Genomic DNA, 24,329 nt, shown 5'->3' with positions numbered 1-24,329 from the left:
TAACTAAGATAATTATTTAATCCCTCATGTAAATTACCAGTTTGTTAATATCTTAATTTTAGGTAATAAAAAAAGCTACCTTAATTAAGATAGCTTTTCATGATTTAATTAATTCTTCTAAACTTTAAGCAGAAACCTCTTCACTAGTTTCAACTGTGGCTAGATATCTTTCTGCGTCTAAGGCTGCCATACAACCAGTTCCTGCTGCAGTAACAGCTTGTCTATACTCTTTATCTTGCACATCGCCAGAAGCAAACACACCAGGAATATTTGTTTTTGTTGATTTACCTTCGGTAATGATGTATCCGGTATCATCCATATCAATCTGACCTTTAAAAATATCTGTATTAGGTTTATGCCCAATAGCTATAAAAAGACCCGTAATAGAAATTTCAGACTTTTCTCCTGTTTGGTTATTAACCATTCGTAGACCTTCTACTACCTGATCTCCTAAAACCTCATCTACTTCTGTATTATAAAGCACCTTCAAATTTGGCGTACTATTTACTCTGTGTTGCATCGCCTTAGAAGCTCTCATATAATCTTTACGTACTAGCATCGTTACACTAGAACATATGTTCGCTAAATACGTTGCTTCTTCTGCTGCAGTATCTCCTGCTCCAACAATCGCAACATCTTGTCCTTTATAAAAGAATCCATCACAAACCGCACAAGCTGATACTCCTCCACCTCTAAGCTTTTGTTCACTTGGTAATCCTAGATATTTAGCCGTAGCACCTGTAGAAATAATAACTGCTTCTGCTTCTATTTCTTTTGTATTATCTACAGTAACTTTATGAATTCCTCCAACCTCTGTACTAAATTCTACAGCGGTTACCATTCCTATACGAACCTCAGTTCCAAAACGCTCTGCTTGTTGTTGTAACTGCACCATCATAGTTGGACCATCAATTCCTTCTGGATAACCAGGAAAGTTGTCAACTTCTGTAGTAGTAGTTAATTGACCACCAGGCTCCATACCCGTATACATAACCGGTTTAAGATCTGCTCTTGCTGCATATATAGCCGCAGTATAACCTGCAGGCCCTGAACCTATAATAAGGCATTTTATTCTTTCTATAGTATCTGACATAATCTTCACTTTAATTACTGATGTAAAAGTAGCAATTTGAAGAGAAACCTTACACTAAAGTTATTAAGAATTGTTATCCACTTATAGACATCTTAAATAGATCATTTATTTGAGCTTTTTATGCAACATCTTTAAATAAGTGATTGACTCTCAATTAATTTTAAAATTAAAATAAAAATTAAAACAAATAATCTTAAAGAAAAACCATAATTATCAACATAAAAAATCATAATTAAGATTAGATACCCTACATTTAATCAAAATTAAAAAGGATGACTTTTTTTGATATTTTAGACATCTTAGGAACCATCGCATTTGCTATTTCAGGAGCTTTGAGTGCAATGAACCGAAAATTTGATCTTTTTGGAATATTTATTATTGCCTTTGTAACTTCTATTGGAGGCGGAACACTAAGAGATGTATTGATCGGTGCAACACCTGTTTCCTGGATGCAAAATACACTAAACCTTTATCTAATTAGTGGCGTTACTATCCTATCTATCATCTTTAGAAATAAATTGGATTATCTTAAAAAATCTCTTTTTTTATTTGACACTATCGGATTAGGAATTTTTACAATTATTGGAGTAGAAAAAGGAATACAAACAGAGCTTGCTCCGATAGTCTCGGTTGCTCTGGGAGCCATGACAGGATGTTTTGGAGGCGTTATTAGAGATATCTTATGTAATGAGATACCTGTTATTTTTAGAAAAGAAATATATGCAACTGCATCGATAGCTGGAGGAATTTGTTTTATGGTATTATATCAACTGAATACACCTATGAACATTATTTACATAAGCACAACACTCTTAATTATTGTCATCCGTTTAATCGTTGTAAAATATCGAATATCGTTACCTTTATTTACAGTTATTACCAAAAAGTAACAATAATTTTTGTCATAAAAACTCACTATCTAAAACTAAGCGTTTTACCTTTTTATTGAAAGTGATTAGAACTGAATTAGAAATAATATTCTTTTTAGAAAACTTTTGTAGATTTCATGATTAAATTTATCTTATTTTAAAAAAATACTAATATCCCATTATTTCTTTGGAAATAGGTACTTTTTGGGCTATGTTCGTAACATCGGAAAAGAAATTGCACAATGATCATAGAACCAAGAACTCGCGGATTTATCTGCTTAACGGCACACCCAAAAGGATGTGAAAAAAATGTCCTAAACCAAATAAATTATGTCAAATCAAAAGATCCCATAGAAGGTCCAAAAAATGTTTTAGTCATTGGTGCTTCTACAGGTTTTGGTTTAGCTTCCAGAATTACCAGTGCTTTTGGCTCTAATGCCGCAACAATCGGAGTATTTTTAGAAAAACCTCCCAAGCCCAATAGACCAGCTTCTCCAGGATGGTACAATAGTGCTGCTTTTGAAACGCAAGCACATCAAGCAGGTTTATACGCGAAGAGCATTAATGGAGATGCTTTTTCTGATGACATCAAAAAACAAACAATAGAGCTTATTAAAAAAGATCTTGGACAAATTGATCTTGTTATCTATAGTCTTGCCTCTCCTGTAAGATTACATCCCAAAACAGGTATAAAACATAAATCGGTTCTAAAACCAATTGGCGGTGTTTATACAAACAAGACCGTAGATTTTCATACAGGTGATATATCACAAATATCTATTGATCCCGCAACAGAGGAAGATGTAGCCAATACTATCGCTGTCATGGGTGGAGAAGATTGGTATTTTTGGATAGATGCTTTACAAAAAGAAAATCTATTAGCTCCAAATGCCACTACCGTAGCATATTCTTATATTGGACCAAAACTTACAGAACCAGTATATAGAAAAGGAACTATTGGTCGTGCCAAAGATGATTTAGAGGCTACTGCTTTTAAAATTTCGGATAGTCTTAAAAGTATTAATGGTAAAGCATACGTTTCCGTAAATAAGGCTTTAGTTACGCAGGCAAGTTCAGCTATTCCGGTAATCCCATTATATATTTCATTGCTATACAAAATCATGAAAGAAAATAATGTTCATGAAGGTTGTATAGAGCAAATGGAAAGACTATTCTCAGAAAGATTATACACTACAGAGCAACCAAATACTGATAAGGAAGGTAGAATAAGAGTTGACGACTGGGAAATGAGAGAAGATATTCAAGCTCAAATAAAGGATTTATGGGACAATGCAACCACGGAGACCTTAGGCAGCATTGGTGATCTCGAAGGTTATAACACTGATTTCTTCAACCTTTTTGGTTTTAAAGTAGAAGGAGTGAATTACGATGAAGATGTGAATGAAATCGTGGAAATTCCTGGTTTGCAGAACTAAGTTTTAAGAGAACTGTCATAATAGCTTATTATTATCCTAAAAGCTAAACTGGAAATTAATTTTATCTATTTTTATAAATAAATTGATTTGTATCCATAATATTTATGACAAACTTTGAAGAAAGATTAACAGGTGGGCACCCAAATTCTTTAGGTAATACTGTTGAAGTTGTGGAAGAAGTGTTAGTTGAAAACAAACTTTTTAACGAACTATTCAATTGTTATTTCAGTAATGACGAAATTGTTAGGTTAAGAACTTCTAACGCCATGAAAAGAGTTTGTAAGGTTAATAAACCTTTACTGATTCCATATATAGATAGATTTTTATCAGAGATTTCCAAAATTGATCAAGCTTCTACACAATGGACTTTGTCTCAATTGTTCGAAATGCTAGAGAAAGATATGAGTAATGGACAAATCAAAAAAGCAAAGGAAATCATGAAAAATAACCTTGCTAATCATAATGATTGGATTGTATTGAATCAGACCATGAATACGCTAACCAAATGGTCTAAAAAAGATGAAAATCTAAAATTATGGATCATTCCTCAATTAGAACGGTTGACTTCAGATACCAGAAAATCAGTTTCTGGAAGAGCGCACAAAATGCTCAAAGCTTTGGGATTATAGTCTTTAATTCCATGGAACCAAAACTACGAGGAATATACTTATACTAACACCTCGTAATTAAATAGTAAAAATGCAACAAAACAACATTTGAAAAGTATTTATAACGGAAGACGTACAATCATTACATACAAATTTCGTTATTTTGCAGACAAATCAGAGATACTTGAAAAATACATTTTTCTATATAGTTTTTACACTGCTGTTTTCTACCATTACCTTCTCTCAGGAGAGCAAGAAAATTAAGGTTCAATCAGACCGTACCATTAAAAATGAAGAGCGTTTTCCGGGAGCCACAATTTTAGCGAAGGTGAATAAACAGGTATTTATCGAACATGAAGGAATTGAAATTTGGTGTGATCAAGCTGTTCATTATGGAGAAGACAAATTTGTGAGAGCTTTTGGGAATGTAAAAATGAAGCAAGGTGACACCCTAACCATGACGAGTGCGTATGCAGAATATAATGGTAATAGTAAATTCGCTTATGCCAGAGAAAACGTTTTTTTAGAGACTCCTTCGAATACTTTAAATACAGACACACTATTTTTTGACAGACTTCGTCAACAGGCATATTACCGAAGTGGTGGAACGGTAAAGGATTCTTCTAATACGCTAACCAGTAAAATCGGGAGGTACTTCATGGATAGAAAACAATATTCATTTAATACCCAAGTGAAAATTGTAAATCCAGAAAACACGGTCGATTCGGATCGATTAGATTATTACACCGAAAATGGACATGCGTATTTATATGGTCCTTCTACCGTAAAAGGAAAAGAAAGTACGTTATATTGTGAACGTGGTTTTTATGATACTAAAGTAAAAACAGGCTATGCGATAAAAAATGCACGAATTGATTATGACAATCGTACTGTATTTGGAGATAGTATCTTTTATAACAGTGCTATACAGTTTGCATCTGCTACTAATAATATCAAGGTTTTAGATACAGCTAATAATTCTGTTATCACGGGTCATTATGCAGAAGTTTTTAAAGACAAAGATTCGGTTTTTATTACCAAAAGGGCTTTAGCAGCTACATTACAAGAAAAAGACTCTATTTATATCCATAGTGACACACTTATGGTTACAGGAAAACCTGAACATAGAATTATGAATGGCTTTTATGATGTTCGAATTTTCAAAAGTAATATGAGTGGAAAGAGTGATTCTATTAATGTAGACCAAACTACAGGTTATACCAAAATGGTTGGCAGGCCCATTATATGGTCTCAGAGAAATCAGATGACAGGAGATACAATCAAAATCATTTCTAATACTGAAACTGAGAAATTAGATTCTCTTGTTGTATATCAAAATGCATTTCTTGTTCAAGAAGATACTCTGAAAGCTGGTTACAATCAGGTTAAAGGGCAAACGCTCTATGGCCTTTTTAAAGATAATGAGATATACCAAGTCGATATTGATAAAAATACCGAGACAATTTTTTATCAAAGGGAAAGTGAAGGTGAATTAAAATTGATTGGTATTAATAAAGTATTATCCAGTTCTATAAAACTGCTACTCGAGCAAAGAGAAATTGTTGATGTCTATTATTATCAAAATATTGATGGCACTTTATACAGAGAAATCGATCTACCAGAAAATGCAAGAGAATTATCAGGTTTTGTATGGCGTGGTGATGAACAGATACTTAGCAAAAAGGATCTTGTTAGAGGAGAATCTCCTCCAAAATTAACAAAGATCACCGGAATTCCATTACCCGTAGAAGACGAAGATTTCTTTGATGAGGAAACCTTAAAACGATTGGAAGAAAACAAGTCCGAAGGTTCCCGTTTATTAGAACAGCGACTAGAAGATGCGGAACTCAAAGAAACAAATGAAGAGCTTGATAAATCTACGGAAGAAAAAATCAATGAGGAATTGAATAACCTTAAGAAAAAAGATTCTACCTCTTCTAAAAAGAAGTCTAAAAAGCTAAGCATTGTAGATCCAAACCTAAATCGTACTGCAAAAGAAAGAGATAGCATCACAGTAACAACGCTTAAAAACACGAAAAAAACAGACACTGTTAACAGAGAAAAGTAACTCCTTCTTTTTGGGGTAAAACTCACTAGTATGATTTACCTCATAAGATATTTAAACTCCCATTAGTTTGGATTACCTTTACCTAGGTGAAAGAAGATTTTTTTACATATCAAGCTCAGACAACTCCGCATCCATTAGCGATGGAAATATCTCATGCAGAGGGAAGTTATATTTTTGCCACTAATGGAACAAAATATTTGGACTTCGTTGCAGGTGTTTCTGCTTGTAGTCTAGGCCATAGACACCTAAAAGTGGTAAATGCCATAAAAGAGCAACTAGATAAATACTTGCACGTTATGGTTTATGGAGAATATATCCAACAACCTGCCGTAACACTTACGAAACTCTTAGCTTCTCTCCTACCAGATCCTTTGGAGAAAACTTATTTAACTAACTCTGGTACTGAAGCAATAGAAGGTTCTTTAAAACTAGCAAGAAGAGTTACAGGAAGAAGTCAAATCATTGCTGCTAAGCTTGCCTATCATGGTAACACAATGGGGTCTATGAGTGTGATGGGGTATGAAGAAAGGAAACAAGCCTTTCGGCCACTAATTCCAGATGTATCCTTCATTTCCTTTAATGATGAGGATGATCTAAAACAAATCACCAATAAAACAGCAGGAGTTATTTTGGAAACAATTCAGGGTGGTGCTGGATTTATTATTCCTAAAAATGACTATTTAAGAAAAGTAAAAAAACGCTGTGAAGAAGTTGGAGCCTTGTTAATTCTTGATGAAATCCAACCTGGATTTGGTAGAACGGGCAAGTTATTCGGGTTTCAGAATTACGATATGACTCCAGATATTGTAGTAATGGGTAAAGGTATGGGTGGCGGATTACCGATTGGAGCTTTTACGGCTTCTTCAGAAATGATGAATCAGTTACAAGATAATCCCAAACTAGGACATATTACAACTTTTGGAGGTAATCCGGTTATTGCAGCTGCCGCTTTGGCAACTTTAGAAGAAATCTCACAAAGTGACTTAATGTCAGAAACTCTGGAAAAAGAAAAATTAATTAGATCTTTATTAGTACATCCTTTAATAACAGAAATTAGAGGTGTAGGATTGATGCTAGCTTTAATTACTATTACTCCTGATATTGCTAATGAAATCGTGTTAAAATGCCAAGACAATGGTTTGATATTATTTTGGTTACTTTTTGAACCAAAAGCAGTGAGAATAACACCTCCATTGACTATTTCTAAAGAAGAAATAAAGGAAGGATGCCAAATTATCCTAGAGGTATTAGATAATATTGAATATCCAAAAAACTAATTATATTCTATACTAAATTCATTTAAATTCCTTATATTTAAAGGACTATCTCACCAAAAACACAATTCGATAGAACATCTGGCTTTTTTTAATGGACATGTTAAACCATTCATTTTTAAATGGTACACATTTTGTTAATTAGTTTGTTAAAAACAATTGATTTCTGAAGTAGTATGATGACATTTCATTCGTAATTTTAATACAGAGGAAATCAATAATGCTAACAATAAATTATGTAAAGTATTTTGTATTACTCTTATTTGTTGGGGAAGACAAAAAAAGTTTGTAATACGATTATGATTTATTGGGCATCTTTAATCAACGTGTATGAAATGAGCATATATTACGTTTCTATAATAGAGATATAATCATGCGAATGACATCTGATATTATTAAATAACACAAGCGGATGAAATTTAACCACGAAGAATTCGAAGACAACAATTTCTCAATTAGTCGTTACGAGTCTATGCTGAGATCTAATGATGTGAAATTTTTTGATTCTGATGAGTTTGAATCAATAATCCATCATTATTTAGAAAATGGGAAAATTGCTAAAGCGAAAAAAGCTATTTCTTTAGGGCTTTCACAACATCCATCTTCTGTTAACTTAAAGCTACTACAAGTAGAGGTTTTAGTTTTCGAAGATCGTTTGGATAAAGCAGATCATCTTTTAGCGCAGCTTCATGCTTTAGAGCCTGAAAACGAAGAAATTTATATTCAGAAAGCTAACATCCTTTCTAAACAAAATGATCATATAAAAGCAATTGAGCTATTAACTACTGCATTACAATATACCGGAGACGAGGCAGATGTTTATTCCCTCATAGGAATGGAATATCTGTTTATGGATGATTTCGAAAATGCGAAAGTAAACTTCATGAGATGCTTAGAGGCAGATGATCAAGATTACTCGGCTTTGTATAACATTATTTACTGTTTTGATTTCTTGGAACAACATGAAGAAGCTATCACGTATCTTAATATGTTCTTGGATAAAAACCCATATTGCGAAGTAGCCTGGCATCAGGTAGGTAAGCAATATTTTGACATCAAAGAATATGAAAAAGCATTAGCTGCTTTTGATTTTGCTATCATTAGTGATGAATACTTTATCGGTGCATACTTAGAAAAAGGAAAAGTATTAGAAAAGCTAAAGAGATATGAACAGGCAATAGAAAATTATCGTATCACCTTAGAACTAGATGATCCAACTTCATTTGCTTTATTAAGAATAGGAAAATGTTTTGAAAAACTTGGAAGCGATGATTTAGCAATTCAACATTTCTCTAAAACGGTACATGAAGATCCGTTATTAGATAAAGGGTGGATTGCAATTACTGATTTTTACATGAGAAAGCGCAATTATCAAAAAGCACTTTATTACACGAATAAAGCGATTAGTATCGATGCAGAAAATGTGCTTTATTGGAAACGTTATGCTAAGATTAATAATCGTCTGGCATTTTTCGAAGAAGCAGAACGTGGATATAGAAAAGCGTTAGAACTGGGTAATTACGAGTTAGAAACTTGGCTTAATAGATCTGATATACTAAAATATATTGGTGAATCAGATGCTGCGATTCAAAACATGAATCAAGCTATAGAGTTTTATCCTGAAAATGCTGAGATTCAATATCGATTAGCTGGATTATACTATGAACAACAAGAATATAGCAAAGGGGAATTCCATCTTAGAAAAGGTTTGGAATTAGATCAGGAATATACGATTGTTTTAGAAGAGCTGTTTGAATCGGTTTTCAACCTTTCTTTAGTTCAAAATATTATTTCAGAATACAAAATATAACACCTAATTTATTGTTTATTTTACAATAAAATTGAGTCTTTCAATTTCCTTAGATAACCGCATGTTTTACAACAAAAAATACATACTTTTGTTTGTATAACCATTGTAAAAGCACAAAAAATGCAACGAAGTCTTAAAGACTACCTATTAGTTTCACTAAAAGGAATTGCTATGGGAGCCGCTGATGTTGTTCCTGGAGTTTCTGGAGGTACCATCGCCTTTATATCTGGCATTTATGAAGAATTAATTTCTACGATAAACAATCTTAATATTGCATTTTTTAAAGACTGGAAAAAAGATGGATTAAAAGATACTTGGAAAAAATACAATCTTTCTTTTCTAGTAGCATTATTTGTTGGAATTGCCATTAGTATTCTATCTCTTGTCAAAATAATTAAATGGCTATTACATAATGAACCCTTATTATTGTGGTCCTTTTTTTTCGGATTAGTACTCGCAAGTATCCTTTACATAGGAAAACAGATTACTGCATGGAGCCCAAAAGTCCTTATTAGTATTGTATTAGCTGCTGTAATCTCCTATTTTATTACAATTGCAGAACCTATGGCTTCTCCAGAAAGTCTTTGGTACTTATTGTTTTGCGGGTTCATTGCTATAATTGCTATGATCTTACCTGGAGTTTCGGGCGCATTTATTTTATTGATTCTAGGAGCTTATGAAACTTTTATCGGAATCTTGAATCAGTTTCGAGAAGGACTCACGACCTTTAATGTTAGTTTGCTATGGGAATCTTTTTATAAAATCGTAATAATTGGAATTGGAGCTGTAGCCGGTTTAAAACTATTCTCTAAAGTTCTCAATTGGATGTTCGACAATCATAAAAATATCACTTTAGCATTACTAACTGGTTTTATGATCGGTTCTTTAAATAAACTTTGGCCTTGGAAAGAAGTACTCTCATGGAGAACAAACTCTGAAGGCATAGAAGTACCTTTTATAGAAAAAAGTATTCTACCAGCAAGTTATGAAGGAGATCCTAGAGTAATGTGGGTGCTTATTTTTGTTACTATTGGTTTTCTTTTAATTCTTATATTAGAGCGACTTGCAACAAAAAAGGAAAAGTAAATAATTCATGGCCCAAAACACCAGAACGTTTAGCGATAAGTTTTTTTTAGTCATCAAGGGGTTGGCTATGGGAGCTGCTAACAAAGTACCTGGTGTATCTGGAGGAGTAGTTGCTTTTGTTGCTGGTTTTTATGAAGAATTCATATACTCTTTGCAGAAAATAAATCTCAAAGCATTCAAATTATTTATCAACTTTAGATTTTCCAGCTTCTGGAGATATATTAATGGTAGGTTTTTAGCATTGCTGATCTTGGGAATGCTCATTAGCTATTTTAGTGTATCTAAAATATTGGATTATTTAATCATTCATTACGAGTTATACGTTTGGTCCGCCTTTTTTGGGATGATTATCGGATCTATCTATTATATCGTAAAAGACTTTGATGACTGGAATAGACGCAATATTTGTTTTATCATTATTGGTACAATTGTGGGGATTAGCATTAGTCTATTAGAGCCTGCAAAAGAGAATGACAACTTATTTTTTGTGTTTTTCTGTGGAATTGTTGGTGTTTCTGGTATGACCTTGCCTGGTTTGTCAGGTTCTTTTATTCTTATCTTATTTGGAAACTATGTACTACTACTCGTAGATTCTGTAAATGCTTTATACGATACCATAGCAGATCTTATACGATGGGATTTATCTTTTACAGAAAATGAAAATAGAATCCGATTATTAAAAGTTCTCGTGGTTTTTAGTCTTGGTTCTATTACCGGATTAGTAACGTTATCACATTTTTTAGGATACGTATTAAAACATTATAAAAATGCCACTTTTGCATCGATTATTGGTTTTATTACAGGCTCATTAGGAGTAGTTTGGCCATGGAAATATAAAATGTATAAAAAAGATGAAGTAGGTCAAATTTTAATAGATGCACAAGGCAATCCAATACTTGATAACTACGATCGATATCTACCAGATTTTTCAATCATGTCTACATACATTGCTTTCTTTTTTATTCTCGTGGGTATAGGAATTGTGCTATGGCTAGAATGGTATGGAGAAAAAACTGTAAAAACCAAACCAATATGAGTACATATGGATTATTAGGAAGAGATATAGGCTACTCCTTTTCCAGAAATTATTTTTCCACTAGATTCGAAAAAGAAAATCTACCACATCATTACATAAACTTTGATCTTAAATCTATTGAAGAGCTTAAAGAGGTACTCCAAAATAAGGAAATCCATGGCATGAATGTCACTATTCCTTATAAAGAAGAAGTGATTCCATATTTAGATACTTTGGATCCAATAGCAAAAGAAATCGGAGCTGTTAATGTTATCAAGTTTGAAAATAATGGAAAGCTTACAGGATACAATAGTGATTATTATGGTTTTACTGAATCACTAAAACCACTACTTACCCCAAAAGTAAAAAAAGCACTCATTCTTGGAACCGGCGGCGCCTCAAAAGCAATTGCCTATGCGCTAGAAAAACTAGATATTAAGTATACTTTTGTATCTAGAAATCCAGATTTTAAAGAACTTAGTTATAACGATTTGGATGAAGATATTATCAGAGATTTTAAATTAATCATCAACTGTACTCCTTTAGGCACACACCCTAAAGTTCAAAATCATCCAGATATCCCGTTTGAGCATCTAGGCGAAAATCATATTTTATACGATCTTATCTATAATCCAGAAGAAACAACCTTTATGAGAAAAGGTAAGGAAAAAGGTGCCAAAACTATTAATGGTCTACGAATGCTTGTACTACAAGCAGAAAGATCTTGGGAAATCTGGAATTCATAATTTTTGATATTACTTCCTAATAAATAATATACTTTTCCTACAAATGTAATTCCTAAAACAAAGTATTTGCTTTGAGTTTATATAAGATGTTAGTATCTTAGACAATCGTTAATCTCCGATAAACAAAAACATTAATACGATGTCCACACACGATAACCTGCCTCAGGCAGATGGAAATGAAGAAAAAAAGGCTGAATCTCCTATTGAAAGCATAGAGAATCCTACTACCAAAGAATCTGAATCTGTTACACCTGTAGTAGAAGAAAATGCGCCAAATGATGGTGCAGAAGTAGAAGAAGCTTCTAATAACGAAGTTACGACAGAAGAACCATCATCTTCAGAAAAAGAAGAAGTGGTAGCAGAAATTCCTAAGGAAGAGGTTCCTGCAGAATCTTCCGATGACGCTATTCAAAATGAAATGGATGAGGCAGTTGCTAAGGATAGCGAAGATGAGGCAAAATTAGAACGTCATGATATTGAAAAGAAAGATTATCATGCCATGACTAAAGATCAGCTTATCTCAGAATTAAGGCATCTTATAAAAAATGAGAAGATTCAAGCTATAAAAGAGCATGTAGAAGAGATTAAAACTGAATTTAACGCTAAATTTAATGAAGAAGTAGAACAGAAAAAAGATGAGTTCTTAGCTGAGGGTGGTAACATTATTGATTTTTACTACTCTACTCCTCTTAAAAAAGAATTCAATTCTGTTTATTTTGATTATAAAGAAAAAAGAAACGCTTACTACCAAAATCTAAAAAAAGACCTTCAGGTAAATCTTCAAAAGAGATTAGATATTATTGAAGAGCTTAAAGGACTATTAAACGTAGAAGAAAATATTAATTCTACTTATAATCACTTTAAGGAAATTAAAGAAAGGTGGCACAATGCAGGACCGATTCCAAGAGATAAATACAACACCGTTTGGAATACGTATCATCACCATACCGAAAACTTTTATGATTTCCTTCATCTCAATAGAGACTTTAGGGATCTTGATTTCAAGCATAATCTAGAACAGAAACTAAAAATTATCGAGCGTGCCACAGAACTTGCACAAGAAACAGATGTAAATCGAGCTTTTAGAGAATTACAAATTCTTCATAAAATGTGGAAGGAAGATTTAGGTCCTGTTGCTAAAGAATATAGAGAACCTATCTGGGAAAAATTTAGTGCTCTTACCAAACAAATTCATGAAAACCGACAAGAATTTTTCAAAGTTCAGGATAAGGTTTATGAACAGAATTTATTGGTAAAGCAAGGAATCATTACTAAAATAGTCGAAGTTTCTTCTGACCATCCTAAAAATCACAATGGATGGCAACAAAAAATTAAGGAAATAGAAGCATTAAGAGAAGATTTCTTTAAAGCAGGAAAAGTTCCATTAAGTGCTAACGAAGAAACCTGGAGTCAGTTTAAAAGTGCGGTTCGAGATTTTAACAGAAATAAAAATGCCTTTTATAAAGGTCTTAAAAAAGATCAATTCGAGAATCTAAACAAAAAGATGGAATTGATCAAAATTGCTGAAGATAATAAGGATAGTGATGACTTTTCTGTTACTACCCCGTTAATGAAAAAAATCCAAGCCGACTGGAAAAAGATCGGTCATGTGCCTAGAAAAGACAGTGACCGTATCTGGAAAAGATTTAAGGATGCATGCAACTTTTATTTTGATAGAATCCATGCAGAGAAAAATGAGGCAAATAAGGAAGAATTAGTTTCTTACGAGAAAAAGCTAGCACATATTGAAGCTCTCAAAGAACTAAAGTTATCTGGTGATCCTAAAAACGATTTAGATACCATTAAGGATAATATAAAAATGTGGAAAAGTTTAGGGAGAGTACCTTATAAAAAAAGAAATATAGAGTCGGATTATCATAAAGTGTTGGACGGATTTTTTGAGCAATTAAATCTAAGTCGTCAAGAAACGGAAATGATTAAATATGAGAATAAATTAAATTCTTTAGCCAACCAATCAGATGATAGAGCACTACGCAATGAACAAAACTTTATTCGTAAAAAAATAGAGGAGGTTCATAATGAAATTCGACAACTAGAAAATAATTTACAGTTTTTCAAAAATGCAGATGACTCCAACCCCCTTGTGATTGATGTGAGAAAAAACATTGAAAAACATAAGGAAAGTCTAAACGTTTGGAAAAATAAACTCAAAAAAATCAAAGAACTTTAATTAAGTTATAGATTTAATGATCAATTGCGCTCTTTGTGGTTCAGAAACCCGGAAATTTACTGAAATACAAGAGCGCATATATTATCAATGCATTAACTGTAATGGGATATCATTAGATTTTTCTTTTTACCTAACAGATACGCAAGAAAAAGAACGTTATGAAATTCATAATAATGATGTAACCGATCCTGGATATCAGAACTTCGTATCTCCTATTGTTAATGCTATCGCAAGAAACTATACACCACAACAAAAAGGTTTAGATTTTGGTAGTGGAACAGGACCGGTCATAACTACAATGCTCCGAAAACAAGGATATGATGTTACTACGTATGATCCCTTTTTCGATCCCAATCCCAATGCATTAATACAAACCTATGATTATATTGCTTGCTGCGAAGTAATGGAACATTTTCATCATCCAAATAAGGAATTTGCTCTACTACATTCCTTACTTAAAGAAAATGGCACCTTATATTGTAAAACTTATCTTTATAATTCATCCATTAATTTTAATTCTTGGTGGTATAAAAACGACCCTACTCACGTTTTCTTTTACACAGAAAAGACATTGCAATGCATAAAGTCTAAATTTAATTTTAGCAAACTAATTATTTCTGACAAGCTGATTTGTTTTAGACGATAAGGTATTTTGTTTTATATCTAACAAAACTCAAATATTATACCTTCTACAATACTCTTATTACAAATCTTATCAACACGAAAACGTTTGAGTAATCAACTACTTCTATTAGTACTTATTTATTCCCTAAATTGCATAATTATCATTTTTATCGATAAAATAATATTACTAACGCAATAATACTTGAAACTTTATAACTATATGACAATTTAAACACTATTTCTTTTAAAAGAAGATTATTACACAAGACACAATTCAAACACTAAAACTTATGAAAAACTCACTACCTAAACTCTTAGGCATTATTTGTCTATGGAGTTTATCACTCAATTCATTTTTTGTAAATGCCCAAACTGATTTTAGAGAAGAAACTATTTACTTCCTCTTAACCACTCGTTTTTTTGATGGTGACCCTAATAACAATGTACCTACAGAATGGTCCTCCTACAATCCAGACCCGAATATCAACCCCACCATTACAGATCCTAATGATGTAACGTGGAAAGGTGATTTTAAAGGATTAATTCAAAAACTAGACTATATCAAGGATCTTGGTTTCACAGCTATTTGGATTACTCCTATTGTACATAATAGAAGTCCTTTGGATTATCATGGTTATCATGCTTGGGATTTTACAAAGGTTGATCCCCGTTTAGAATCTCCTGGAGCTACGTTTCAGGATTTGATAAATGAAGTTCATGCGCGTGATATGAAGATTGTATTAGATGTTGTTACCAATCATGCAGGTCGTTTTGGGATTAAAGATGTAGCTGAAATAAAGTACAATACAGATCCCACCAAACCGTGGTACGCGCCAGACAACCCTAATTGGGAGTATGATGGTTTAACACCAAATCCAGAAGATGGATTAATTTGGAGTCGTGCAAACCTTGCAGAAATGCCACCTCCTTACAATCAAGATCTTTCTGCCTTTAATTTTCCTAGCAAAGAAAGCTATGTAGACACTTCGGATCCAGATTGGTATCATCATTCAGGGAATGGATTTGCACAAGGTTTTGATGATATAGAAAATTTACACAACAGAGCTTTAGCAGGAGATACACCGGATTTAAACACAGGAAGTCAATTAGTTAGAGATTATCTTGTAAATGCTTATGCTACATTTATTAATATGGGAGTTGATGCATTTCGTTGGGATACAGTTAAGCATATGAGTAAAGAAGATATCATTTATTTCTACGATGCTTTTAAGGCTATTAACCCTGATCTCTTTATTTTTGGAGAAGTTGCGCAACTAAGGCACGAGTTACATCCTGTTGATGAAATCAATCCTCATTATTATACTTGGAGAGGTGCAGTAAACAATTCAGAACCTTTAGATCTTGCTGTAATTGATTTCTTTGGTGAAGCGACATTTCACGGAACTTTTGAAGAAGGACAGTCTTTCCCAACAGTGAAAGCAGCAGCACGTTATGACCATTTATATAGTGATCCCTCGACTTTGATAACATGGTTAGACAATCATGATTTTGGTCCTAATAATGATTGGAATAGAAGATATGGCGGTACTGATGAAAATTTAGCCGCATGTATGAACTTTATGTTTACATGGCGAGGAATTCCGGTAGTCTACTATGGAACTGAAATGAGATTTAAAGCTGGAGAATTTAATGATATTCATAATGCTGCAGGTATCGAACAATCAATTGATAAAACTGGTAGAGCCTACTACGGAGATGTAATAGACCAAGCTCCTAGCCATAAAATATACCAACATATAAGAAAGTTAAATGCTATTAGAAAAGCTGTTCCAGCACTCCAAAAAGGAAGTTGGGATTGGAAAGAAGCTCCAGGAAATGCGGTATCGTATCGCAGAGTACATCAAAATAGTGAAGTTGCTGTAGGACTAGCAAAAGATGGAAATGCTTCTTTTAACATCTCCGGAATGACTAATGGTGTATATAGAGATGCTGTTACTGGAAGAGAAATTTTTGCACAAAACGGAGTATTAAATTTTACCGTAACCTCAGGATCCGCTGGGATCTACGTACTTAATGGACCTGGACTCATTGGAGGCTGCGGTGGTGGTTTCTTCGAGAATTGCGTTAATGGACCAAGTAATCCTGTAGTTATAATGAATCCAAATACTACCAACTCCGAAGATCCTATTCAAATTACTATGGATGGTGTTGGAGGAGCTGGTGCCCCATACGCTATTTATTATACGTTGGATGGATCTACTCCAAATAGTTCGAGTACTTTATATAACAGTGCATTTACGATCATAGAATCTACCACTATCAAAGCTATCGCCTACGATAGAGATGGAGTAGCTTCAGATATTCTAACAAAAAATTATAGAATTGGTCCTATTGAAGGATTACATGTATATTTTAAGAAACCATCTTCTTGGTCTCAGGCTAATGTTCATTATTGGAATGAATCACCAGATGTATTACCAACTAGTAATTGGCCAGGTCCTCAAATGAATCAAATAGACAATTCTGAATGGTATGAATATATTTTTGAAGGCGTTCAGAGTACTAATTTACTATTTAATGATAATGGCGGTGCTAAAACTGATGACCTAACAAGAGATAGAGATGGATGGTACGATGATGGAGTATGGTATGATACTGATCCTAGAGTTGATGTTAATACCCCTCCAGTGGTATCTATATCTCCAAACGGTGGAACTTTTAACATCGGAGAAACTGTAAACATTACATTAAGTGCTACAGACAATTCTTCTGCAGGAATTGAAATTTATTATACATTAAATGGTAATGATCCTTCATCATCCTCAACTCGTTATACGAACCCTATATCCATTACATCTGATACTACCATAAAAGCAATTGCATATGATTCGGAAGGATTAACTTCTACAATAGCAAGCAATTCTTTCACATTTACAGACGGAACTACTGATTCGATGACCATATATTACAAAGGTAATTTAACAAACCCTTCTATATACTATTGGAACACTACTCCAACAGCAAGTAATGTACCTTGGCCTGGAGTAGTAATGACTCCTATTGGTAACGACTGGTATTCTTTTACTTTTGACAATATAAGTTGTTCTAATATTATATTTAGCAATAATGGCGCATCACAAACAGAAGATCTTCAAAGATGTGGAGATGGATGGTATTATAACGGCATTTGGTACGATAGTAATCCTGAAGAGAATCAAGATCTTACCTTGTATTTTAAATCAGATTCTTTTACATCACCAACAATCTATTTTTGGAATGCTACGCCATCTGGCATAACAACATCTTGGCCTGGTGAAGCTATGACTTTGGACTCTAATGGTTGGTATAGCTATACCTTATCTAATACTTCTTGTTCTAATTTAATATTTAGTAATAATGGAGCATCACAAACACCTGATCTTAATAGGTGTCAGAATGGGTGGTACTATAATGGAACTTGGTATGATCAAAATCCGGATAACTTAAGATTAAACAATACTAATGACAAACTATCCGTAGAAGATGTAAAAGTATTTCCAAATCCTCTTGAAGAAACATCTGTACTTCAACTACAAGTTAGACAATCAACCAGTCTCGTAAAAATTGAATTAATAAACGTATACGGTGCGTCACAAACCATTATCAATGGTAAAATAAATGAAGGAATTCATCAATATGAACTTGGTAAAACACCATTAGCCAGTGGTATTTACTTTTGTAAAATTACTATGGATGGTAAATCTTTAACTAAAAAGGTAATTAAACGCTAGGAAGTGTTCATTTACTAAACAAAAGCCCTTACTTAAGTTATATAGCTATGAGTAAGGGTTTTTATATGATAAATTAAGCAAATCCTACATTAAAAACTACCTAGAAAATTATTTTGAAAAATCATTTTTACGTACCACTCTACTGATGAAGATAATTTCAATGTTCATTCCTAGGCAGTTTTAAAAAAGTATAAAAACTCAACAATTAACTTCCATATCCTAGATTTTGCACCAAATTAGGTTTAGCATCCCTTTCTCTTTTTGAAATTAGCATTACTAAAGAATTATTATAATTTAATGGATCAATCACCCATTATTATCTTTTTATATAATGCTATGTAAATCTTTAAAATACTAATCATCTTTTAGGATTATAGTTCATAGCGTGTAAAGTTGATTGCATCTGAGATTATAGTATTTGATCGTTCTAGAGACTTAATTACATTTTTTAAGAAATATCTTCTATCTCTAGAAGATATTTTTATCACACGCTTTTTTAAAACTTTATACTATGATAAATTAAAAAGCAAGGCAAGAGTATATTGAAGGCTAACCCAATAATACATCACCGATAAGAATAAACTACACGACCTTTATCGGTAATTCTCTTGCCTATATATGATTACTAGGTAAAGGAAGTTATAGCGAAAAAAAAATTAGGTAAAGCCTATAAACATTTACCTTGCCGACAAAGATTACCTTTTACCAGTACGTTAAAATCTTACCCAAAAAAGGCACATCCACGAGTCTTAACATAAGTAGCATTACAGAAAATTGTGACATGTTAATTCATCTCTTTTTATAACAGATTTTAAAGCGATGATTACGGTTACATTTTAAAACTAACAATACACGAAACTTATTTTTTAAAACCGAATCGATAATATTTTATATTCTAATACAAGATATCCTAAAACCTCTATAGTAAGATCTTAATAAATTAAATTAAGATATTTAATCTTTTAAAATATAACAGATAGCGTATTTAAATGAATAAAAAAGGCCATTGAAGGTGTATACCGACAATGACCTTTTAGAGTAATTAATGAAAAGTAATTCTAATAAAACACTTCTTATTAAATTCCTATCACAATTTTAAATTAGTAACCAGGATTCTGATCCAAGAAAGGAGACAAATCTCTAATTCCTTGTGGTATTGGATATATTGTTCTATCCATTCCCGGAGCAGATAATGCTTCATTAGGTTGTCCAGGTCTTCTTAAACTCAAGTTATTTCTCAAAAGATCCATTCTTCTTTGTCCTTCAAATGCCAATTCTTTTCTACGTTCGTTTAAGATAATTTCTAAAGTAACACTTGTTAAATCAGGCAATCCAGCTCTGCTTCTTAAAGCATTTATATCTTCTAACGGTGTAGCTCCTATAGCTGTTCCTCCTCTAAAATTTGCTTCCGCTCTAGTAAGATACATTTCGGTCACTCTTAATACAGGTGCATCATCGGAATTATTAACATCTTCTGGAAATTTACTTGTAAATATTCTATCAGCACCTTCTGCTCCAGGTCCTGTTTGTGTTAAATTATCAAATCGTAAATCTCCTGGTTCTTCTGCATAGGCATCCAATAAATTTTGAGAAAAAGGCACATCACCTCTACCACCATTAACAGGATTACTTAATCCAGAGAAACCTTGTCCGGAATCTTGTCCATTAACAGCGTCATTAACCAATGTAAATATATGCTCTGGTGAATCAGGTGAGTCGTAAAAAGTATAATCAGGGGCTAAACTATAAAAAGAACTACTGATAATATCATTTGCAAAATTTGCGGCATCATTCCAACGCTCTTCATAAAGTGCCTTTCTTGCTAACAATGCATTAACAGCTCCTTGATTAGCTAATATCCTGGTATCTGATGGTAAATCTGAAATAATATCTAACAATTCAGTCTCGACAAAATCGTACACCTGTCCTAAAGTAGCTCTTGGTAACTCTTGACCTAGCTCTGAAGACACTACAAGAGGAACACTTAAATTGTTTACCCCTTCTCCTACTTGCAATGGTTGTCCAAAAATAGTTGAGATATTAAAATATACCAATGCTCTCATAAACCTGGCTTCTGCAATCGCTTGTGCTCGCTGAGCATCTGTGAAATTATCATCCTGAACTAAAGGAACATTATCAATTACTAGGTTTGCTGCTCCGATAACTTCGTAATTATCGTCCCACATTGCAAAAATTGAAGTATTCGCTGCTAAAGTAGCATAATCTCTAATCTCTCCAAATGTTGTGAATGTTCCAATAAATTCTACATTATCAGATTGCCATTCTGTACTAAACTGTAATGTCCCATTTAATACATCATCTTGTTGCGACAAATTATAAATACCTGTTACAGCACCTAACGCTAATGGACCATTCGAAAATACAACATCACTAACTGTCAGATCCTCTGGTAATAACTCTACTCTATCTTCGCAAGAAGTAGTTAGTATTACTATTAAAGCTAATAACAGTAAACTAAATTTATTATTTTTATTTATTCTTGTTTTCATACGTATAAATTATATCGTTAAACGGTTTAAAAGGACAGATTAATTCCAAAAGTATATGTTGATGCCTGAGGTAAGGTGAAGAAATCCTGACCTGCAGCATCAAAACCATCGGAACCATTAGATACTTCTGGATCATACCCGTCTAATCCATCACTTTTAAAAGTTAACAAATTAGTAGCCGTGGCATAAAATCTCACTTTATTAACAAAAATCTTATCTAACAAACTATCTGAAAGTGAATATGATAGAGTAACATTTTTTAACCTAACAAAAGATCCGTCTTCTAACTGCGCTGTTGAATTTTGGTTAAATGTATTTATAGTTGGACTATCAGGGCTTGGAATAAACGCCTGATCACCTGGCTGTTGCCAAACATTCAACACTCTTGTTGTTTTATTAAATCCGCTTATTGGATTTTCTGTAAATGCTCTAGATGTTAGTAAAATATCATTACCAAAAGAAAAATTAAACAATGTATTTAATGACCAATTCTTATAAGTAAATACGTTAGAAAAACCTCCAACTACATCTGGATTAGCCTGCCCAACGATTCTTCTGTCTGCAGCTACCGGAGTGGTAGTAGGATTACCATCAGCTCCTAACCATTCAGCATCTCCAGTTTGAGGATTCACTCCTAAATATGGAATTAGATACCAAGAATTTACGGAATATCCTTCTATAGCTCTTTGTCCTGAAAACGCAAGGGATCCTCCTGTCCTATCTACAAATTTATTTCCTCTTTCATCTACACTAATACCATCCGGAAGATTTGTTACTTCATTTTCATTAAACCCTAAATTTAAACTAGAAGTCCATTTAAGACCATCATTTGCCCCTGTAAGTATAACAGCGTCTATAGTAAGGTCAACTCCTCTATTTTCTAATTCTCCAATATTTCTGTTCACACCATTTATTCCATTGTTAAATGTTGGATCAACAGGAACGAATAAAATTAAATCATCTGTTACGTTGTTATAGTATTCTACGTTAAACGTTAACCTTCTATTAAAAAATGCAGCTGTTAATCCTACGTCACGTGTTGTAGTACTTTCCCACTGTAAATCTGGATTACTAAGTGTCGACGGTGTCAATCCTGGATTACCGTTAAAATTATTTCCTGCGAAAAGACCTAATGCTGGGAAAAGATTTGCGTTACCAATTCTATCATTTCCGGTAGTACCATAACTTGCATTTAATTTTAATCCCTGGATCCATTCTACATTATCCATAAAAGCTTCATCAGAAATATTCCATCCAACAGCTGCAGACCAAAATGTTCCAAACCTATTATTAGCTCCAAATACAGAAGAACCATCTCTCCTGATAGAGCCTTCGAGAATATATCTTCCGTCAGCATAATCATAAGTAACTCGCCCTAAATAAGATACTAACCTAGTAGCATCACCGCTTGAAGATGTAACAGGAAAAGTAGAAGCTGATTCTATATTTTGTTGCGCATCGGATAAAAACCCTGTTCCTTGCGTTTGAACGTTTCTAAATTGATTATCCTCAAAGGAAGATCCTGCTAAAACACTCAAATTATGAGCATCACCAAAAGTTTTATTATATGATAATAAACTGTTAAGAATATATCTATTTTGTTGAAATACAGAATTAGCAGCAAATCCCTCTGGATTTAACAATTCAACATTTCTCTGTTGATTTTCGGTAAAAACTCTATCGATTCCTACGTCTTGTTTAAAACTTAAACCATCGATTAAAGAAGATAGATTAAAATCTAAAGAACCATTGGCTACAATACGTGTTGTAGTAGCTAAGTTCAGGTTTAATGCTTCTTGTGCAATTACATTACCACCTCCAACATTACCTGTTGTAGTAAAATTACCGTTTTCATCAAAAGGTTCTACATCTGGTCTTTGTAATAATGCAATAGTGTAAGGAGAAGCGAAACTATTTTCATTAGGAACCCTATCGAACCTATTATGAGATACGTTTGCGTTTAAAGTGGTTTTTAACCAATCAGTAGCATTCACTTGAATATTGGATCTAAAACTTGTTCTTTCCAAATTATCTCCTACTCTTATACCTTCAATATCTTCACGCGTAGCCCCAATGAAGTAATTTGATTTTTCATTACCACCTCTAACGCTAAAGTTATAGGATTGACTCACTGCAGTTCTTAAAACAGCATCTAATGCATCAAACTCACCTCCCGCGTCAGTAAGTGGACCTGCACTTACAGCCGAGCCGTTTCTTACAAGCGTAGTAAAATCAATATATTGCTGAGAATTTAACAAATCTGGAGTATCTGTTATGTTCGCAAATGAGGTATTCACATCTATATCTACCGTAACTCTACCGTTTTTATTTCCTTTCTTTGTGGTAATAAGTACCACTCCGTTACCTCCTCGAGATCCATATAGTGCAGCTGCTGCGGCTGATTTTAAAACAGATATACTTTCAATATCATTTGGATTGATACTTGCTAATGGATTAATCCCAGCTCCAGTTCCTTGATTAAAAGTAGTAAAAGCATCTCCTAAAGGCACACCATCTATCACGAATAAAGGTCTAGTATTACTTGTTATAGAACTATTACCTCTAATATTAATTGTCGGAGAAGCTCCTAAACCTCCAGAACTAGAAAACACTTGAACACCCGCAGCTTGCCCTTGTAAAATATTCTGTGGAGAATCTGTAATAATATCTTGGATATCACTATTAGTAACAGTACTAACACTAGTAACTAATTTTTTTTGAGTTTGCGCTCCATATGCTACTACTACTACCTCTTCAAGTTCATCGGCTGATGTTTCTAGTTGTACATTTATCACACTTCCGTCACCCACCGCAATTTCTTTTGTAGTAAAACCTACAAAACTAAATGTTAATATAGCTCCCTTGTTTGTATCAATACTATAATTACCATCAAAATCAGTTTGTGTCCCGTTGGTCGTATTTTTTACCACCACGTTTACACCTGGCAAAGGTAATCCGTCACTATCCGTTACTGTACCCGTTATTGTTTTTTGTTGTGCAAAAACAATACTAGAGAGAAAAAAAACAAATAGTAATAATTTGTAATCAAGTTGTTTCATAAATAAAATTTCATAAATTAAACCTCAGTTAGAAATTACAGAAGGGAGAAAAGGTAAATTGAGATTGATGGCTAATTCAATTTATCTAATGACATATTATAAAAGGAATCAAATAATTTCGTAGATAATACAATTTCCCTTACTCCTTTCTGCAATTTTCTGACAAAGCAAGTAATTATGGGGGTTGAACTAGTTAAAACTGATCAAGC

15 protein-coding genes are annotated in these 24,329 nt (G+C 33.2%); 12 read left to right on the top strand and 3 right to left on the bottom strand.

Translation table 11 applies throughout. The annotated features are described in order from the left end of the window. Positions 1-124: 124 nt before the first annotated feature. Entirely contained in the window at positions 125-1,093 is a 969-nt protein-coding gene (gene trxB / locus ABD077_RS19340) for a thioredoxin-disulfide reductase (protein WP_343913889.1), read from the bottom strand. A 272-nt stretch (positions 1,094-1,365) separates the two neighbouring features. Here trxB and ABD077_RS19335 point away from each other — a divergent pair, with 272 nt between their 5' ends. From ABD077_RS19335 to ABD077_RS19280, 12 genes are all read left to right on the top strand, one after another. Then, positions 1,366-1,983, top strand: coding sequence for a trimeric intracellular cation channel family protein (locus ABD077_RS19335; protein ID WP_343913888.1), 618 nt, complete (start codon positions 1,366-1,368; stop codon positions 1,981-1,983). 221 nt (positions 1,984-2,204) lie between these two features. Further along, on the top strand, positions 2,205-3,398 hold the full coding sequence (gene fabV, locus ABD077_RS19330) for an enoyl-ACP reductase FabV (protein WP_343913887.1): 1,194 nt from the start codon (positions 2,205-2,207) through the stop codon (positions 3,396-3,398). 104 nt (positions 3,399-3,502) lie between these two features. Further along, entirely contained in the window at positions 3,503-4,027 is a 525-nt protein-coding gene (locus tag ABD077_RS19325; RefSeq protein WP_343913886.1) for a hypothetical protein, read from the top strand. Positions 4,028-4,190: 163 nt separating this feature from the next. Next, the gene (locus tag ABD077_RS19320; RefSeq protein WP_343913885.1) at positions 4,191-6,074 is read left to right on the top strand and encodes an OstA-like protein; all 1,884 of its coding nucleotides are present in this window, start codon (positions 4,191-4,193) and stop codon (positions 6,072-6,074) included. A gap of 86 nt (positions 6,075-6,160) precedes the next feature. Then, on the top strand, positions 6,161-7,351 hold the full coding sequence (locus ABD077_RS19315) for an aspartate aminotransferase family protein (protein WP_343913884.1): 1,191 nt from the start codon (positions 6,161-6,163) through the stop codon (positions 7,349-7,351). 409 nt (positions 7,352-7,760) lie between these two features. Then, positions 7,761-9,158 carry a tetratricopeptide repeat protein gene (locus ABD077_RS19310; protein ID WP_343913883.1) on the top strand — a complete coding sequence of 466 codons (1,398 nt, stop codon included), beginning with the start codon at positions 7,761-7,763 and terminating at the stop codon, positions 9,156-9,158. 120 nt (positions 9,159-9,278) lie between these two features. Continuing rightward, a complete protein-coding gene (locus tag ABD077_RS19305) occupies positions 9,279-10,244 on the top strand; it encodes a DUF368 domain-containing protein (RefSeq protein WP_343913882.1) in 966 nt (321 codons plus the stop codon). A gap of 7 nt (positions 10,245-10,251) precedes the next feature. Then, positions 10,252-11,280, top strand: coding sequence for a DUF368 domain-containing protein (locus ABD077_RS19300; protein ID WP_343913881.1), 1,029 nt, complete (start codon positions 10,252-10,254; stop codon positions 11,278-11,280). After that, positions 11,277-12,005, top strand: a complete 729-nt coding sequence (locus tag ABD077_RS19295) for a shikimate dehydrogenase family protein (protein ID WP_343913880.1) — start codon at positions 11,277-11,279, stop codon at positions 12,003-12,005. The genes ABD077_RS19300 and ABD077_RS19295 overlap by 4 nt, the downstream gene beginning before the upstream one ends. Positions 12,006-12,144: 139 nt before the next feature. Then, positions 12,145-14,196 (top strand): DUF349 domain-containing protein, encoded by a 2,052-nt coding sequence (locus tag ABD077_RS19290; RefSeq protein ID WP_343913879.1) that lies wholly within the window; start codon positions 12,145-12,147, stop codon positions 14,194-14,196. Between the two features lie 16 nt (positions 14,197-14,212). Then, positions 14,213-14,842: a class I SAM-dependent methyltransferase gene (locus ABD077_RS19285; protein ID WP_343913878.1), complete on the top strand. Its 630-nt coding sequence runs from the start codon at positions 14,213-14,215 to the stop codon at positions 14,840-14,842. A 268-nt stretch (positions 14,843-15,110) separates the two neighbouring features. Then, positions 15,111-18,551, top strand: a complete 3,441-nt coding sequence (locus tag ABD077_RS19280) for a starch-binding protein (RefSeq protein ID WP_343913877.1) — start codon at positions 15,111-15,113, stop codon at positions 18,549-18,551. Positions 18,552-19,651: 1,100 nt separating this feature from the next. On the opposite strand, the gene ABD077_RS19275 is transcribed toward ABD077_RS19280, so the two are convergent. Next, complete coding sequence (locus ABD077_RS19275) at positions 19,652-21,061, bottom strand: RagB/SusD family nutrient uptake outer membrane protein (protein ID WP_343913876.1); 1,410 nt, start codon at positions 21,059-21,061, stop codon at positions 19,652-19,654. A 26-nt stretch (positions 21,062-21,087) separates the two neighbouring features. Continuing rightward, positions 21,088-24,120 (bottom strand): SusC/RagA family TonB-linked outer membrane protein, encoded by a 3,033-nt coding sequence (locus tag ABD077_RS19270; RefSeq protein ID WP_343913875.1) that lies wholly within the window; start codon positions 24,118-24,120, stop codon positions 21,088-21,090. Positions 24,121-24,329: the final 209 nt, after the last annotated feature.

Origin of the sequence: Aquimarina litoralis, from assembly GCF_039523995.1 — a bacterium.
GTDB classification, from domain to species: domain Bacteria; phylum Bacteroidota; class Bacteroidia; order Flavobacteriales; family Flavobacteriaceae; genus Aquimarina; species Aquimarina litoralis.
Note: the sequence above shows the minus strand (reverse complement) of the source record. Positions and strands in the feature narration are given on the sequence as shown.

Coding starts and splice junctions, on each gene's coding strand:
- ABD077_RS19270 (WP_343913875.1), bottom strand. CDS start 24,120: ATGAAACAACTTGATTACAAATTATTACTATTTGTTTTTTTTCTCTCT.
- ABD077_RS19335 (WP_343913888.1), top strand. CDS start 1,366: ATGACTTTTTTTGATATTTTAGACATCTTAGGAACCATCGCATTTGCT.
- ABD077_RS19300 (WP_343913881.1), top strand. CDS start 10,252: ATGGCCCAAAACACCAGAACGTTTAGCGATAAGTTTTTTTTAGTCATC.
- ABD077_RS19285 (WP_343913878.1), top strand. CDS start 14,213: ATGATCAATTGCGCTCTTTGTGGTTCAGAAACCCGGAAATTTACTGAA.
- ABD077_RS19305 (WP_343913882.1), top strand. CDS start 9,279: ATGCAACGAAGTCTTAAAGACTACCTATTAGTTTCACTAAAAGGAATT.
- fabV (WP_343913887.1), top strand. CDS start 2,205: ATGATCATAGAACCAAGAACTCGCGGATTTATCTGCTTAACGGCACAC.
- ABD077_RS19280 (WP_343913877.1), top strand. CDS start 15,111: ATGAAAAACTCACTACCTAAACTCTTAGGCATTATTTGTCTATGGAGT.
- ABD077_RS19275 (WP_343913876.1), bottom strand. CDS start 21,061: ATGAAAACAAGAATAAATAAAAATAATAAATTTAGTTTACTGTTATTA.
- ABD077_RS19295 (WP_343913880.1), top strand. CDS start 11,277: ATGAGTACATATGGATTATTAGGAAGAGATATAGGCTACTCCTTTTCC.
- ABD077_RS19290 (WP_343913879.1), top strand. CDS start 12,145: ATGTCCACACACGATAACCTGCCTCAGGCAGATGGAAATGAAGAAAAA.
- ABD077_RS19325 (WP_343913886.1), top strand. CDS start 3,503: ATGACAAACTTTGAAGAAAGATTAACAGGTGGGCACCCAAATTCTTTA.
- ABD077_RS19310 (WP_343913883.1), top strand. CDS start 7,761: ATGAAATTTAACCACGAAGAATTCGAAGACAACAATTTCTCAATTAGT.
- trxB (WP_343913889.1), bottom strand. CDS start 1,093: ATGTCAGATACTATAGAAAGAATAAAATGCCTTATTATAGGTTCAGGG.